This is a genomic window from Longimonas sp. (assembly GCF_040409695.1).
GTDB lineage: Bacteria > Bacteroidota > Rhodothermia > Rhodothermales > Salinibacteraceae > Longimonas.
The window spans coordinates 18,726-32,878 of sequence record NZ_JARWGJ010000200.1 but is presented as its reverse complement, the minus strand read 5'-3'; the positions used below and the strand labels follow the sequence as shown (position 1 = coordinate 32,878).

Sequence of the window (14,153 nt, the reverse complement as noted above, 5' to 3'; positions counted from 1 at the left end):
GTCAATAACTACGTGACAGCAACAGCCGTGCTGCCGGCTGCATGTCTGGTTATACATCTGGCTTGTCTGCTTTAGCAGTCGTCTCGATGCGGCATGCGCTCCACTTCGGGCAGATCAGCCCCGTTGGCGATCTCAATCTCGGCGCGTTCGTCCACCACAACGCGTCCGTCTATACGGCTCTCTGCCCCGATGCGCAATACTGGGGGCCCCCCTCCCATGGAGGACGACCAGTCTGAGCACATGAGCAGCACTACATCGCCCGCGACGGTCGCCCCATCGCGGAGCGTAATGTCTCCGGTATACGAGTCAACGTCCCCGCGCACCGCTGCCGCAATCAGATCGACACGGCCATTGCGCGTCTGCACGTTGCCTTCAATCCGGCTGCCTTCATCGGCGCGAATACTGCCGTTTCGGGTTTGAACCGATCCCTCAACCGTAGACGCCTCGCCTACGATAACACGCCCATTGCGCGCCTCTACGGCACCACTTACGCTGCTCCCGGACCCAATCGTGATCGACCCGTTTCGGTTGATGAGCGTGGTTGCCCTGTTCTCTCCGTCAAGCGTGATCGATCCGTTTCGGTTCTCAACCGATGTAGCCGTACCCTGCTGCCGGAGTGTGATCGATCCATTGCGATTCTCTACAGCACGTACCTCACTCCGCTCTCCAATCGTAATCGAGCCATTGCGTCCCCTAATGGGCTCCGTGACCGTTGCGTCGCTGCCAATCGCAATGGCCGCGTTTCCGCCCTCTATCGCCGTTGTTACCTCTGCAGAGTCGGAGACCGTAACCGTGCTTGTGGACTGCCCGGCTTCGCAACTACCAACCCCGGTAAGCACAACAGTTACACACAGAATAGTGAGCGCCGACAGCACCGACGATAGCGCCTGTCTACTTGGAGTGATCAATGATAACACGTTCATGGCCATGTGTGGGATTGAGTGAGAGCGATCGTGCATCTGGTGATTCTACATCCCGAAGACGCACCCGGCCTGATGTATGTTACAGCGACGTTTGGCTGCCGCTCAACCGGCATGCAGCCCGGCGTCTCTGGATCGCGATTCTGGAACACTTACGTGTTGTCCCCACATGCTATGCAGTGAAAAGCCCGATAGCAGATTCGTCTTTCGGCGAATACTTTTGTAGCGCTTGGTACCTACAATCGACCTACAATCGCTTGCACACTACACTTTACTTCAACGAACCTACCGGACACAGCCATGAAGTACACTCAGGCCAAAGACATTATGACGCGTACCGTGCATACCGTAGAAGCCGACCGCTCTCTGCAGGAGCTGTCCGACTTCTTTATTGAGTATAACGTAACGGGGGCACCGGTTGTAGACGAAGCAGGTGCTCTGATCGGCGTCGTTTCTGTGACGGATCTGACGCAGCACCTTGGCGGTGGTGGCAACGGCACCAGCACGCATGTGCATACGGCGTATCATGATGAACTCGCGGCCGACTACGCACAGGAAGAGGTGGAAGCGCTTCGTATCACGGAAACGACCACGGCAACCGTGCGCGACGTGATGACGCCCGAGATCTACGACGTGAACCCACACACGTCGATTCAGCAGGTTGCCGATGTGATGCTCCGTAGCAGCATCCGCCGACTGTTTGTGACCCGCGACGGCCAGGTCGAAGGCGTTATCACTTCAACCGATATGCTGAAAGTTATTCGCGAACTGTAAGGCTATTCGCGAACTGTAGTACATCGCCTATTTCTCGTTTAAACTCTACCAGACCATTATGGGACGTGTACAAGACGAAGTTGCTATCGTCACCGGAGGCGCTGTAGGCATTGGACGCTCCGCTGCACAGCACCTGGCTCAAGAAGGGGCCAAGGTTGCCATTACCGATGTCAACGAAGAAGATGGAGAAGCCACTGCTGCCCAGATTCGGGATGGTGGAGGCACCGCACAGTTCTACGCGCACGATGTAACCGACGAAGCTGCCTGGGAGCGTGTTGTCGATTCTGTGCGCGACGACCTGGGTGCTCCTACGGTGCTTGTGAATAACGCTGGTATCTACCTCATTAAGCCGCTTGAGGATACCACGCTCGAAGAGTGGCGCCACCTCATGGATATCAATGTAACAGGAGTTTTTCTCGGGATGAAGCATGTCGTGCCTGCCATGCGTGAGGCGAGGCGCGGCTCTATCATCAACCTGTCGTCGGTTGCCGGACTCGTCGGCTCCGCGCGGCATGTATGTTACGGGGCCAGCAAGGGGGCGGTGCGCACAATGACCAAAGACGCTGCCATCGAGCTTGCCGATGACGGCATCCGTGTTAACTCGGTCCATCCGGCATACGTAGACACCGGGATGGCCGACTACGGAGCAGAGATGAGCAATGCTTCGAAGGATGAACTCGATGCCATGCATCCGATCGGATTCATGGGCCAGCCTGAAGACATCGCTTACGCCATTGTTTACCTCGCTTCAGATGAGTCCCGGTTCGTAACAGGAACCGAACTCGTCCTTGACGGCGGATACACAGCTCAGTAACAGGGTTCTCTCTGTAATTGCTCCTGACTACACTTTTTCTGGGGCGAACGGATTCTCTGTTCGCCTCTAACTTTGCGCCAGCTGGCCACGCCGCCGTGTCCGGACCTACAGCAGAGTTTCGCCTATGAAGAATAAGAGGGCCTCATTGGCCATAACGAACAGGGCACGACGCAAACAACTTCATACAAGTTTGCAATTGCCTATCTTCTTTTTTGTTTGTTGATCTGTGTATTCGCACCAACATTCCATTGAGCGTGTAGCTTTACCTGTAAAGTATCTGCTCTTTTCCCTACCATCTGTCGCCCCGGAGTAAAAGCAGGCCACAGAACTGGAACGCGTATTGCTGGCTCAAAGTCTGACGCACAAGTTGATGTGTTAGCCTTTGGCGCCCCCTACCAACTGCGTACCATCTGCCGGAGTCTGTCCCCCACCATCTACTTTTCCCCACCGCACAGCGTTTATGCTAACCTTTATTGATATTACGCCTGCGCAGTGGCAGTCGGGGGCTGTTGCGCAAAAACCTCCCGTCCCGGAGCCTTCTGATAGTACCGAAACACGCGATCTCTTAGACGCAATGGGAGCCATTGTCGTCAAGATGGACGTGTCTGGTGTTATCCAGTATACCAATCATGCATATGCCAAACTAGTAGGCTCCTCCGCGGCCAACGTGTGTGGCCGCGATATACGCGACCTGCTTGAGACCACTGAAGAGGTCAACAGCATCAACAATAGCCTGTCCAGGTTGCGAAACGGGGAGACGAACTGCGTTTACCTCCGTATTCGGTGGGTCGCCGAAAATGGTACGCCCCACTTCATTGAAGGCTCTTGCACCGCCCAGCGCGACGCAGCAGGATGCGTGCAGTCGTTTGTGCTCGCCGGCGTAGATATTACGGAGCGCCGCCGCATGGACCGCCATATGGCAACGCAACACGCGAACGAACGCCATCGCATCAGCCAGTCGCTCCACGAAACGCTCGGCATGCACCTGGCGGCTACTGCCATCAGCGTGCAGAACCTCAAAAACAAGGTGGAGCGCGGAGAAGCCTGCAGCGCCGAAGACCTTGACGCTGTGGCCCAGGCCCTGCGCGATGGCACCGAAAAGGCCCGCCAGCTTTCACACACGCTCGTTCCGGTATCGCTGCAGCAGGGCCGCTTCGCCGAGGCCCTCGACGACCTCGCACGCGAAGAGGCTGAACGGTTTCACGGCACGTGCCGCTTCATCAGCTACCCCCCTATTCCGTCGGTTACCAATCAGATTACAGCCCTGCTGATGTACCGGGTCGCCGAAGAGGGCGTCCGGTCTGCTCGGCAGCATGCCGCCCCCGACCATATTGTCGTTCGACTGTTCCTGGACGGCGAGCACCTCTGCCTCTCTATTCGAAACGACAAGCGCGATTGGACCGCCAACCGCGATGATCCATCGGTCAAGCAAGGGCTTGCTCGGATGAGGTACTGGGCGCAGTTTATCGGTGGCGCGCTCCACGTGTCTCGCACACCCGACAGCACCACGGTTGTGTGCCGCGTGCCGGTGTCTGCCCTGAGGCCCCCGCCACCAGCTGAGTAGTATCCATCATGCGTACCCATCATGCAACGTAGCAGGCCCTCAGGTCGTATGTGCTGTCGTGCTTCTTCTACAGGTCCCAGAACAGATCGCACAACCTGTTCGCACAACCTGTTCGCACAACCTGTGCAGAAGATGCCGTATAGCCAACTATCTGCTGCTTAGTGCCTGCTCTCGCGCGCTCACATGCTGCAACGCCTCTCTGAATGGAAGTCTCTTTTTATCGTTCTTACCGCGCTACTGTTGGTTGGACTGCTCCTCTCTCGGGTTTTTCAGCCGGAAAGTGGAAACAACGTCGAGCCGGAAGTCACGATACGCGCTACCGAGGCCCGCTCGCACCTTGACCGCCCTGCCGAGGTCTGCGGGCCCGTCACCAACACGTCATACCTTCCGCGTATCGGAGGCGAACCTACCTTCCTGAACATGGGCGGATCGTATCCTGATCAGCCCTTCACAGCCGTAATATGGGGCGAGCACCGGGGCCACTGGAGCGTAGCCCCCGAACGCCTCTATCGCGACGCCGAGATCTGCGTGCGCGGACGCATCCGCCTGCACGAGGGTACGCCACAGGTTGAGGTGCGCCACCCGCGTCAGGTTACACGACGCCGTTAAGACCAGCTGCGCATCGGATACTGCCCTGCGCTCGCGCACAGCCATTGCGTATAACTACCGTGCACGGTTACCGCTGCTCGGTCGACGCGAACTGCTCGCCGAGGCGCGTCGCCAACTGCTCCAGCATCTGCGTATCCGTCTCCGTGAACGCATCCAGCGTATCCGAGTCGATGTCGAGCACCGCAAGGAGCTGTCCGTCGGGCGTCGTCACTGGCACAACCACCTCCGATCGCGTCGATGAGGAACACGCGATGTGGTCAGCAGCCTCCTCAACATCGGGCACAAACTGCGTTTCGCGAGTGCGCGCCGCCGCTCCACACACGCCGCGGTCGAACGGAATACGCAGGCACCCGTGCGAGCCCTGGTACGGCCCCACGACCAGCAGGTCGTCTAATACCGCCCGGTAGAAGCCCGTCCAGTCGTAGTAGTCGAACGTATGATGCAGTTCGCACGCCACCGTGGCCATCGCCGCGATCCAGTCGGTCTCTCCTTCTAAAAGGGCATCGATACGGTCGAAAACGTCGGTGTATGCGGTGGCACGTGCATACGTATCGGGGGGAACAGCAGGCTGTGTCATAAGGCAGTCTGGTCATGTGTAAACTATCGGAGCAGCACATTGCAGCACATCCACCCGGCACCTGTCTGGCACCCGCCCGATGCAAGCAATGGCTGCATACAAACGCTCCTACGAGGCCTCCGGCGCGTCGTTCGGTTTCCGTTGCCCCCATACCCACTTATCCGCAACCAGGCGCACAGTAAGCGCGTGCTCAACGCGAATCTGGCACGAGAGCCGGGGGTACCCGTATCGCTTCGCCAGCCGGTCGTGCCAGTGCGTTGGCGCTACCGCCTCCACAACGCGCACCCCACAGGTCGCGCAGATCCCGCGTCCGCCACAGTTGGCGCGCCGGGTGATCGCCGTGTAGGGCGACAGGCCATTTCGTAGCAGCACATCTCGCAGCACCGCCCCGTGCGGCACCGAAAGCGCATGCCACCGCGTGCCGTCGTGCACCCGAACCGTATGACGTGTCGCGTCTGACGTGTCGTCTGGCATATGAACAGCCCTCATCGTAGATTCGGTAGATAATGATGGTCGATCCGGTAGCACATCTGTATCGTTGCGCGGTGCAGATCAGTGCGCCTGTAGGGGCAGACGGATGCGCAGCGCGGGTGCCCTGTTGCATAGGGCATCGCGTACAGTCCACGTGCTCCGGGTCCGGCATCGCTTCGCGTCTCATCGAATCACGACCATCACCAGCCCATGGATAAAAACGCGCTACAGATCATCCGGTTTGCCCTCCTGACAAGCAGCCTTGCCTTTGGAGGCATTGCGTTTTTTCTAACGCAAGACGCCGGTCTGCTCGCCTCCGAGCTGCTGCCCATTGAAACATACGCCCAGGCCGGCACCGCGCTCCTCTTTCTCGTGTTGTTCGGCGGCGTGCTGGCTGTGCGCATGCAGTGGGATGCTGCAGAGGACCTTGCATCCCGGGGCACGCACACGATTACAGGCTGGACGTTGTCTGAAGCCGCCGCAACCGTGGGGGCTGTCTACCTGCTGCTGGTGGGCGACCCGCTCTTTTTTGCGATCGGATTTGCCGTACAGCTGTTCGTTTCGTTCGTGCTGATTCCGCTTCCGAAGCAGCCGGCCTCGTAGCTGCTGTATTGCACGCTTCGCGCTATCTGTGCGCAACAATCCGCCCGGCATGCCGTCCGTTCTACGTAGATGTCTGCTTCTCTTTCTCAACGCAACGGCGCGCATGACGAACAAAAAAGTAGCGGCGGTACTCAACGAAACCGCACAGCTTATTGAGCTCACCGGTGGCAATCCGTTTCGGGCGCGGGCCTTTAGCAGCGCCGCCCGCACCATTCGCGATATGGAGGAGCCGCTGCAGGACTACGTAGACCGTGGCGCGCTCCAGCAGATCGACGGGATTGGCGACGGCCTCGCGGCGCAGCTCAACGACCTGTTCGCGCGCGCCTCGTTCGACCTGCGCGACGAGCTGCTAAACGCGGTGCCGCCCGGCCTGCTCGACGTGTTGCGCGTGAAGGGGCTGGGCACGAAGCGGGTGCGTACGCTCTGGAAGGAGCTTGACGTTACCTCGCTCGATGAACTCGAAACCGCTGCGGAGTCGAACCAGATTCAGCAGATTAGCGGGTTTGGGGCCAAGACCGAGGCCAACATCTTAAAGCATGTGCGCGCCCTGCGGCGGTACGATGCGCAGCGTCGCTATGCCGATGTGTATGCCGCGGCCCACTCGCTGCGCGACACGCTCGCCGGGGCGACCAGCGCCCCCGTGGCACTGGCGGGCGGCTTTCGGCGCAAGTGTCCAACGCTGCAGGAGCTCACGCTCGTTAGCACCGCAGACGCCCGCGCCCTCGTCGATGCGCTCAACGCTGCGGAGTACGAGAGCGCGTCGGCTTCCGACAAGGAGCTTCCGCCGTACGTCCGTGCTACCGTAACGACCACGCTTCCCGACGGCTTTCCCGTTTCGATCTACTGCGTGCATCCAGATGAACTTGGAACAGCACTCTGGTACCATACGGGATCCGAGAGCTATCGTAAAGCGATGACAGACGCTCCCGATGCGCTGCCGGCCATGACCGATGAAGCGGCGGTCTTTGCGTCGTTTGACAGCGCCCCGCATCCCCCTGAGCTCCGCGAAGCGCTGTGGACCGACACCCTTGCCGCGCTGCCAGATACCAACGCGCTCATTACGCTTAGCGACCTGCGTGGCACGCTGCACAACCACACCACGTACAGCGACGGGGCGCACTCGCTGCGCGCCATGGCCGAGGCGACGCGCTCGCGCGGACTCGAATACATCGGTATCTGCGATCACAGCCAGTCGCTCACCGTTGCCAGCGGCCTCTCGCCCGACGAGGTGCGCGCGCAGCATGACGCCATCGACGCGCTCAACGACGCCCACGACGATGGGACGTTTCGGGTGTTTAAGGGCATCGAGAGCGACATCCTGAAAGATGGCTCGCTCGACTACGATGATGAGCTGCTGGCGCAGTTTGACCTGGTGGTGGCGAGCGTGCACTCGGGCTTTAGCATGAACGAGGCGGAGGCCACCGAGCGCATCATCCGCGCCGTTTCGCATCCGGCCACAACGATCCTCGGGCATCCCACGGGACGCCTCTTGCTTGTGCGCGAGGGCTATCCGATTGACCACGAGGCGGTCATCGATGCCTGCGCCGCGCACAACGTGGCCATTGAGCTCAACGCCAACCCCTATCGCCTCGACGTTGACTGGACCCATGTGCGCTATGCGGTTGAGCAGGGCGTGCTGGTGTCGATCAACCCCGATGCGCATTCTACGGACGAGCTCGACAACGTGCGCTGGGGCGTGGAAGCGGCACGGAAGGGAGGACTCACGGCAGATGCGTGCTTGAACGCGAAGTCGCTGCCGGACTTTGAGCAGTGGCTGGATGCGCGCGCTCCTGTTGCTTCTACAGCATAAGCCTTTCATAAGCTCTGCTCTCATGGTCTACCGTCTCGCTGTAGCTGCGCTGGTTGGCGCGTTCCTGACGGCTCTGGGGCTGCTGTGGTGGACCCAGGTCGCGGCGCCAGCTGCTCCGCCCTCGTCGGTTTCGCTGCCGGGCCAGTCCACCAGTGCGACCATAGGCTGGGAAGACGATACCCCGCTCCTCTACGTAGACGCCTCTTCAGAACGCGATGCGGCCCGGGCCCTTGGCATGGCCCACGGCATGCAGCACGCCTGGTCGATGGTGCTCTGGCGCCAGGCAGCGCGCGGCAGACTCACACACTGGCTCACGTCCGAGGCCCTGCCCCTCGACCGCCACGCCCGCAAGATGGGGTGGGCCCGCACCGCTCAGGAACACACGGGGCGTCTTCCGTCTGACGACCGGGCCTGGCTCGCTGCCTATGCCGAGGGGGTAAACGCGGCGTTTGCCACCGATTACGTGCAGTCGCAGCCCCCGTTTGCGCTTCTTAGCGATCCACCGGCTCCATGGGCCCCCTGGCACACGCTGGCCGTGGAGCACCTGCTTACCTGGATGGCAACCGAGCGCCCTCCGCTCCCGGATTCTGCTACCGAGTCGATGCGCACCTTTGCATCGGTAGACGACGACCTGCGGGATTGGCTGGGCCTGCACCACTGGCACGATAGCATGGCCTGGCTGCTGAACGTGTCTGCGGCAGGTGACTCAGAGGGAGCCGGACCTGCGTTGGGCTACCGGTTGACGCGTGGACACAGCATCGACCCGCTGGTTGCTCCGGTCTGGTATACGAGTCCAGCCGATACGGCCTGGGTCGCTACCGTGCCGGGCACCCGGTGGACACTCGCGCACCACACCCGTACGGCCCACTACCTGACTCTGCCGCGTGCTACGGCAGGCTGGGTGCGCATACCTGGCGATGTGGCAGCGCCTCTTGCTGCCGAGCGCATCCGCATGCAAGGCGGACACGAAGCGCTGGTTAGCACGGCATTCACCGACACAACACGCGTCTTTACAGTGAGCGCGGAGGAGCGCGCCCGCGACACCACGCTTGCTGACTCGGCCTGGGCGCTCACGCTTCCGTATCGTGCATCGCTGCCTGAGCAGGCCAACCGCTTCCCCGACCCGGCACCGCTGCCGCAGCATGCCTCAGCCACGCTCCGCCACATCGCTGGCGGGGCGCCTGCTGTATCGGGGCCAACCACCCCAATCCGAAACGCCGCAGGCGACTCGGTAGGCGTTGTGGTGAGCGCATCGCCATGGCGCGCGACTTGGGCCGATCGCTTTCAGACGTATGCCGATCGGCAGGCTGCTGTGGATGCGTGGGCCGTTGACGACACCAGTACCTGGGCACGGCAGAGAGTCGTTCCCCTGCAGGAGGCACTCGCCGCTCATCCGCCAACGGACTCGCTTCAGGCGGTTGCCGCCACCTTTGTGCAGAACTGGGAAGGCGTGTTTGAGCCGTCGAGCATTGGCGCATCTCTCTTTCGCATGTGGTGGGACGAAATCGAGTCGCTTCGTGCAGGCCCCACCCGGCTGGATCCTGCGCTTTACTTCGCATCGGTGCGCTACCGGCGTGCTTTTGCGCGGGCCGTGGAGCGCCTGAAGCGCACGCATGGCCCTGACGTACGTCGGTGGCGCTGGGAGTCGGTCGAGCCGCATCGGCTTTGGGCGCCGCTGTGGGGCGACGCGCATCGCCTGCCGGAGCGTCTCTATCCGAGCGCGGGCCATCGTCGTCCGCAGGCTTCCATTCCCGGTCGTGGCCATGCAAGCACGCTGACTCCAGGCCCTGATCCGGAGGCACGGCGACCAGCGCCGGGCTACCACCTGCACTGGATCGGCCGTCCCGGCGAGCCGCCGCACTACAGCCGCACCGACCCCTCGCGCACGCTCGCCGACCGCCTCCTCTCTCCGTCTGACGCCCGCTCGCGAGCACACCGTCCCGCCGAGTCTCCCGACGTGCGCATCCGCCTAACCCCATAGCCGATCTCTTTCTGGATCAAGCAGTGTGGCCAGCCACGAACCCCGGCCATAACCAAACGAGGACGCCTCGTAGAGACGCCCTCGTTCTGTGGTGTTTACACTACGTTGGATACGACGAGCAGCGCCTTACAGCCGCACCAGCTCCACGCGGCGGTTGTTCTGCCGGCCTTCGGCGGTGTCGTTGTCAGCCACGGGCGCCTCTTCACCCATACCCACAGCCTCCAGCCGATCGGCAGCGATGCCGTGCTGGTTGACGAGGTACTGCATCACCGACTGGGCGCGTCGATCGCTTAGCTCCATATTGGCCTGCGCGTCGCCTACGTTGTCGGTGTGGCCTTCGATGCGGAGGCGTAGATCGCCATGCTGATCCAGCATGCGTCCGATTTCGGTGAGCGTGCCTGTGGACTCCGGGCGGATGCTGGCGCTTCCCGTGTCAAAGTACACGCCCTGCGTGGAGACCCGGCCGTCGGCCATGAGGCGGTCGTAGAGCTCCAGGCCCCCGCCCGCGATGCGGATGTTGGTGATGTAGGTGGGACCGCTATCACGACCACGGAGATTGAAGTCTACGAAGTTATTACGCTCAATCTCCATGTTTGGAATGTTGGCTACGCGCTCTTCGCCAACATACATCGTGCCGTACGTGCCGTCTACAGCGATGCGAATGGGTACGAGTTCGTCGCGGTAGGTATTGACTCCTCGCGTGCTGGATGTCGGGCCCATAACACCCGAGCTTCGCGACTCCAATGCGAAATAGGAGTGATCATCGCCCTCTTCAGAGAGATATACCTGCAGCCCTCGAGGAGCACGACCGCCGGATACGTGCGCGTCAAACTCAATGGTGAAGCGCTGAGGCAGCACCTCGTCGAGCTCCACCCGGAAGCGACTACTGGAAGACGACCCGGAAAGAAGCCGTTGGCCCTCCCATTCGAGGATTTCAAGCATGCCTTCCTGAAACTCAAGCCGCTGCGGGAAGCGCCCGATGGTCTCGTTTTCGAACGCGTAATCAAACAGGACCTGATCACCCGGCACGAAGTCGTAGTTCGCCCAGGCGCCTTCGCCGGGGCGCGGGGTGTCATCGGCCACTTCGGCGTCAACACCGGCGGCTTCTACCGCTTCAGCAGCTGCGCCTTCTTCGTCGCCATCACGCACCTCAACCAGCTCGCCCTCTTCGTCGGTTATTACAACCGGCTTGCCGTCTTCTTCAGCGCTTGAGATGCACTCGGGGTCAGACACGACGCAGACCACCGCATCTTCCATCTCATCGAGCACCGCATTGACAGCGCGAGATGTGACGTCTTCGGCGCGGCGCTCAACCTCGCGTTCAGCCCGGTCGCGAACGCGGTCCCAGATCTGCGCCTGAACCGCTTCGGCACAGAGTCCGCCAATGAACAAAAACACGAATGCAAAAATCGTTGTACGGTACCACATAGCTTTTCTTTATGTATAGCTGGGGGAACGTCTTGAATATACGGAGGACTCCGCCTCATTACAAACAGCGCAAATACGACACAGAGACGGACACCTTCGTTGCGGGCCGGGTGCTGCCGTACTGCCTCGTATGGATGCGTCGGACCTTCGCGAGTTCGCAGGCTTTTCTGATAAGTGAACCTTCTCTTGCATGTGAACGCCTCCACATCTTGTCATGACTCCACTCGACACTGCGCTCGCCGTTGCTTTAGGAGTCGGGCTTAGCGCGGCCGCCGGACTCCGGGCGTTCATTCCGCCGCTTGGTGTTAACATAGCTGCTCTTTCGGGGCATCTCTCGCTTGCTGAGGAGCTTGCCTGGCTGGGGTCGCCTGTTGCAACGGCAGCGCTGGCAACGGCAGCGGTCATTGAGGTGGGCGCCTACTACATCCCCTGGCTCGACAACCTGCTGGATGCGATTGCATCCCCTCTTGCAGTCGTGGCAGGCACCTTACTCACCGCCTCCACGCTCGGAGAGGCGTCGCCCTTCTTGCAGTGGGCCCTTGCACTGGTGGCCGGCGGCGGATCGGCTGGCCTCGTGCAGGGCAGCACGGTCATGCTCCGTGGTAGCAGCACGGCTGCCACAGGCGGACTCGGCAATCCGCTTGTATCAACCGGAGAAACCGGAGGGGCTGTGCTGGTAACGGTGCTTGCGCTTGTGGCCCCCTTGCTTGCTCTGGCCGGGCTCGCTGCGCTGGCCATCTATGCCGTGCGCCGTGTTCGTGCGCGCAAGGAAGCCGCATCTTCGTAGCAGTCAGCGGGATGCGCGGCGTACTCGTTTCCAGATAAGAACCTGTGCCCTAACCGCTACGGCGCCCAGGCACTGCCAACCTGAAAGGCCAGGCGCACGCCTATCTGGTTCTTATTAGGGTGTATAAACGCAAACACATCAACTCCAAAACCAAACCCTGGGGTGGGGCTCACGAAGAACTGTCCGCCAGCCAGCAGGCCTGCGGTGCGGCGGATCGCTCCTGTGGTCGTATGCTCCCAGCTTACACCGGGCCCTGCGGTGGCTGCTACGGCGATGTCGCGTCTGGCCCACACGCGTCCCCCACCAATGCCTGCCGTTATCGCGTAGGGCAGGTCTTCTTGCTTGGTGCGCGACTGCGTGCTCCAGTTTGTGTGCACGGCGACCTGTCCGATCGTTGTGCTGGCAGGCCATCCTATGTTCAGATGCGCACCTACGCTTCCGTTGGCTGCGCTACCTGCACCACTTCCCACTCCACTGCCCAGCCCGATCCATGCACGGGGTGGATTGCGCGCATCAAGCGGATCCGAGCCCCCCTGCGCGTTTGCCAGTTCGCTAAGACCCCCACCAAGCAGGAGCATGACCGCACAAAAGACAGTAGTTTGCATCCACATAACACCAATCTGCTTGAGCTGTGTGTACATGCTCTATTTCTTCATGTACTTGACGGGATTGCGTAGCCGCGCTCCACGGCGAATGGGTCACATCGCCTTCCAAAAGTCACCTGTAGATACGTCTGGGTAAGTGCCGTCACACGTCTGTTTTGGCATGCACTGCTTCGTTCATGCATTGTCATCTTGAGCGGAGCAGTGCTCCATGGTGTCCGCATCCAGAGTGCTATCGCGCTACAGGGTAGTAGACGGCCGAGTAACGTATTACAACGGCCCGGTTCAACATGTAGCTCTCCCCGAATAACGTTCCCCTGGACCCATGCCTATTTTTGACTTTCCGTTCTCTGCATCACGCTGGATGCGTACCCTTACTACTTTGTTTGTAGGCGTTGCTTTACTGGTTGGGCTTGCTGCGTGCGACTCAACCGATAGCAACAGCGACGATGACCCCGACGCGCTTGCTCCTGAAACTGCACGCGTCTCTATCGGCGACGATGGCAGCACCACACTTAATGCCTTCTTTGCCACTGGAGAAAACCCAGAGACTGGCGAAGAGGGATTCGTGGTCTATCTCACCGAGTCAGATGACGTGACGGGCGAGCAGGACCTGCTCTCCGGCAGCGCAGCGTTTATCGCTCGTGAAGGCCCCCGCCCGTCATCGGGCACGTATACGTTTGCCGATCTTGATTTTGATCAAGAAGACGACACCCTGATCCGAGACCAGTTTGGATTTGTTTATTGGGATCTTTCTGGCGATGCCGGATTTCCTTCGCGCGTTGTGGTATCTAACAGTGGCGAGCTGACAATCTCGACATCGACCAACGACCAGGTTACCGGCTCGTTTGAGATTGAGGCTACAGCTGTATCGTTCAGCCAGGATGAGTTCACCGAAGAAGCGGTTTCAGTAAGCGGTATCTTTGATGCCAGACGTGTTAACGTGCTCATCCCAGGCGTTGATTTTTAAAGCCTGTTTGACTTCTCAACATAGAGCCCGTTTTGATTTCCCATTCTGGGCGCCGCTTAACCTCCCGGTCGGAGTTAGAACCTGTTTGGGTTTTGGTTTGCTGGCGAGAGCGAGCGCCGCTGCGGCGAAAATTGGACCTCGATAGAGGTTCGTAGCCGGGGTTACGAGCCGATATCGGGGACAATTTGCAGCCCAGCGGAGCCGCTCGCAGCCCAAATTAAGAAATCAAAACAGGTTCTTAAT

At 60.5% G+C, this 14,153-nt stretch carries 14 protein-coding genes; 9 read left to right on the top strand and 5 right to left on the bottom strand.

Going from position 1 to position 14,153, the window contains the following annotated elements; all coding sequences use genetic code 11:
- Positions 1 to 71 precede the first annotated feature (71 nt).
- Positions 72 to 923: a DUF4097 family beta strand repeat-containing protein gene (locus PPP56_RS12155; RefSeq protein ID WP_353564317.1), complete on the bottom strand. Its 852-nt coding sequence runs from the start codon at positions 921 to 923 to the stop codon at positions 72 to 74.
- Between the two features lie 297 nt (positions 924 to 1,220).
- On the opposite strand from PPP56_RS12155, the gene PPP56_RS12150 reads away from it, so the two are divergent.
- The 4 genes from PPP56_RS12150 (at position 1,221) to PPP56_RS12135 (ending at position 4,681) form a co-directional block, all read left to right on the top strand.
- A complete protein-coding gene (locus PPP56_RS12150; RefSeq protein WP_353564316.1) occupies positions 1,221 to 1,694 on the top strand; it encodes a CBS domain-containing protein in 474 nt (157 codons plus the stop codon).
- Between the two features lie 58 nt (positions 1,695 to 1,752).
- Positions 1,753 to 2,508, top strand: a complete 756-nt coding sequence (locus tag PPP56_RS12145) for an SDR family NAD(P)-dependent oxidoreductase (protein ID WP_353564315.1) — start codon at positions 1,753 to 1,755, stop codon at positions 2,506 to 2,508.
- Between the two features lie 460 nt (positions 2,509 to 2,968).
- Positions 2,969 to 4,072, top strand: a complete 1,104-nt coding sequence (locus PPP56_RS12140) for a sensor histidine kinase (protein WP_353564314.1) — start codon at positions 2,969 to 2,971, stop codon at positions 4,070 to 4,072.
- A 183-nt stretch (positions 4,073 to 4,255) separates the two neighbouring features.
- Positions 4,256 to 4,681 (top strand): hypothetical protein, encoded by a 426-nt coding sequence (locus PPP56_RS12135; RefSeq protein ID WP_353564313.1) that lies wholly within the window; start codon positions 4,256 to 4,258, stop codon positions 4,679 to 4,681.
- Positions 4,682 to 4,748: 67 nt separating this feature from the next.
- On the opposite strand, the gene msrC is transcribed toward PPP56_RS12135, so the two are convergent.
- Both msrC and PPP56_RS12125 read right to left on the bottom strand, forming a co-directional pair.
- On the bottom strand, positions 4,749 to 5,258 hold the full coding sequence (msrC, locus tag PPP56_RS12130; RefSeq protein WP_353564312.1) for a free L-methionine (R)-S-oxide reductase MsrC: 510 nt from the start codon (positions 5,256 to 5,258) through the stop codon (positions 4,749 to 4,751).
- Positions 5,259 to 5,366: 108 nt separating this feature from the next.
- Entirely contained in the window at positions 5,367 to 5,747 is a 381-nt protein-coding gene (locus tag PPP56_RS12125; RefSeq protein WP_353564311.1) for a 2Fe-2S iron-sulfur cluster-binding protein, read from the bottom strand.
- A gap of 192 nt (positions 5,748 to 5,939) precedes the next feature.
- On the opposite strand from PPP56_RS12125, the gene PPP56_RS12120 reads away from it, so the two are divergent.
- The 3 genes from PPP56_RS12120 to PPP56_RS12110 all read left to right on the top strand — a co-directional run bounded on the left by PPP56_RS12120 (position 5,940) and on the right by PPP56_RS12110 (position 10,123).
- On the top strand, positions 5,940 to 6,332 hold the full coding sequence (locus PPP56_RS12120) for a hypothetical protein (protein ID WP_353564310.1): 393 nt from the start codon (positions 5,940 to 5,942) through the stop codon (positions 6,330 to 6,332).
- 103 nt (positions 6,333 to 6,435) lie between these two features.
- Complete coding sequence (locus PPP56_RS12115) at positions 6,436 to 8,142, top strand: DNA polymerase/3'-5' exonuclease PolX (RefSeq protein ID WP_353564309.1); 1,707 nt, start codon at positions 6,436 to 6,438, stop codon at positions 8,140 to 8,142.
- A 22-nt stretch (positions 8,143 to 8,164) separates the two neighbouring features.
- Positions 8,165 to 10,123: a penicillin acylase family protein gene (locus PPP56_RS12110; RefSeq protein ID WP_353564307.1), complete on the top strand. Its 1,959-nt coding sequence runs from the start codon at positions 8,165 to 8,167 to the stop codon at positions 10,121 to 10,123.
- Between the two features lie 126 nt (positions 10,124 to 10,249).
- Here the strand turns inward: PPP56_RS12110 and PPP56_RS12105 are convergent, their stop codons facing one another.
- On the bottom strand, positions 10,250 to 11,551 hold the full coding sequence (locus PPP56_RS12105) for an OmpA family protein (protein ID WP_353564306.1): 1,302 nt from the start codon (positions 11,549 to 11,551) through the stop codon (positions 10,250 to 10,252).
- A gap of 214 nt (positions 11,552 to 11,765) precedes the next feature.
- On the opposite strand from PPP56_RS12105, the gene PPP56_RS12100 reads away from it, so the two are divergent.
- Positions 11,766 to 12,338: a DUF4126 domain-containing protein gene (locus tag PPP56_RS12100; RefSeq protein ID WP_353564305.1), complete on the top strand. Its 573-nt coding sequence runs from the start codon at positions 11,766 to 11,768 to the stop codon at positions 12,336 to 12,338.
- 56 nt (positions 12,339 to 12,394) lie between these two features.
- Here the strand turns inward: PPP56_RS12100 and PPP56_RS12095 are convergent, their stop codons facing one another.
- Positions 12,395 to 12,916 (bottom strand): hypothetical protein, encoded by a 522-nt coding sequence (locus tag PPP56_RS12095; RefSeq protein ID WP_353564304.1) that lies wholly within the window; start codon positions 12,914 to 12,916, stop codon positions 12,395 to 12,397.
- Between the two features lie 349 nt (positions 12,917 to 13,265).
- Between PPP56_RS12095 and PPP56_RS12090 the strand changes: the two genes are divergently transcribed.
- Positions 13,266 to 13,910 carry a hypothetical protein gene (locus PPP56_RS12090; RefSeq protein ID WP_353564303.1) on the top strand — a complete coding sequence of 215 codons (645 nt, stop codon included), beginning with the start codon at positions 13,266 to 13,268 and terminating at the stop codon, positions 13,908 to 13,910.
- Positions 13,911 to 14,153 lie beyond the last annotated feature (243 nt).

What these genes read in the sequence shown, in the direction of transcription:
- PPP56_RS12155 (WP_353564317.1), bottom strand. Translation starts at nt 923, where the DNA reads ATGAACGTGTTATCATTGATCACTCCAAGTAGACAGGCGCTATCGTCG.
- PPP56_RS12150 (WP_353564316.1), top strand. Translation starts at nt 1,221, where the DNA reads ATGAAGTACACTCAGGCCAAAGACATTATGACGCGTACCGTGCATACC.
- PPP56_RS12145 (WP_353564315.1), top strand. Translation starts at nt 1,753, where the DNA reads ATGGGACGTGTACAAGACGAAGTTGCTATCGTCACCGGAGGCGCTGTA.
- PPP56_RS12140 (WP_353564314.1), top strand. Translation starts at nt 2,969, where the DNA reads ATGCTAACCTTTATTGATATTACGCCTGCGCAGTGGCAGTCGGGGGCT.
- PPP56_RS12135 (WP_353564313.1), top strand. Translation starts at nt 4,256, where the DNA reads ATGCTGCAACGCCTCTCTGAATGGAAGTCTCTTTTTATCGTTCTTACC.
- msrC (WP_353564312.1), bottom strand. Translation starts at nt 5,258, where the DNA reads ATGACACAGCCTGCTGTTCCCCCCGATACGTATGCACGTGCCACCGCA.
- PPP56_RS12125 (WP_353564311.1), bottom strand. Translation starts at nt 5,747, where the DNA reads ATGAGGGCTGTTCATATGCCAGACGACACGTCAGACGCGACACGTCAT.
- PPP56_RS12120 (WP_353564310.1), top strand. Translation starts at nt 5,940, where the DNA reads ATGGATAAAAACGCGCTACAGATCATCCGGTTTGCCCTCCTGACAAGC.
- PPP56_RS12115 (WP_353564309.1), top strand. Translation starts at nt 6,436, where the DNA reads ATGACGAACAAAAAAGTAGCGGCGGTACTCAACGAAACCGCACAGCTT.
- PPP56_RS12110 (WP_353564307.1), top strand. Translation starts at nt 8,165, where the DNA reads ATGGTCTACCGTCTCGCTGTAGCTGCGCTGGTTGGCGCGTTCCTGACG.
- PPP56_RS12105 (WP_353564306.1), bottom strand. Translation starts at nt 11,551, where the DNA reads ATGTGGTACCGTACAACGATTTTTGCATTCGTGTTTTTGTTCATTGGC.
- PPP56_RS12100 (WP_353564305.1), top strand. Translation starts at nt 11,766, where the DNA reads ATGACTCCACTCGACACTGCGCTCGCCGTTGCTTTAGGAGTCGGGCTT.
- PPP56_RS12095 (WP_353564304.1), bottom strand. Translation starts at nt 12,916, where the DNA reads ATGCTCCTGCTTGGTGGGGGTCTTAGCGAACTGGCAAACGCGCAGGGG.
- PPP56_RS12090 (WP_353564303.1), top strand. Translation starts at nt 13,266, where the DNA reads ATGCCTATTTTTGACTTTCCGTTCTCTGCATCACGCTGGATGCGTACC.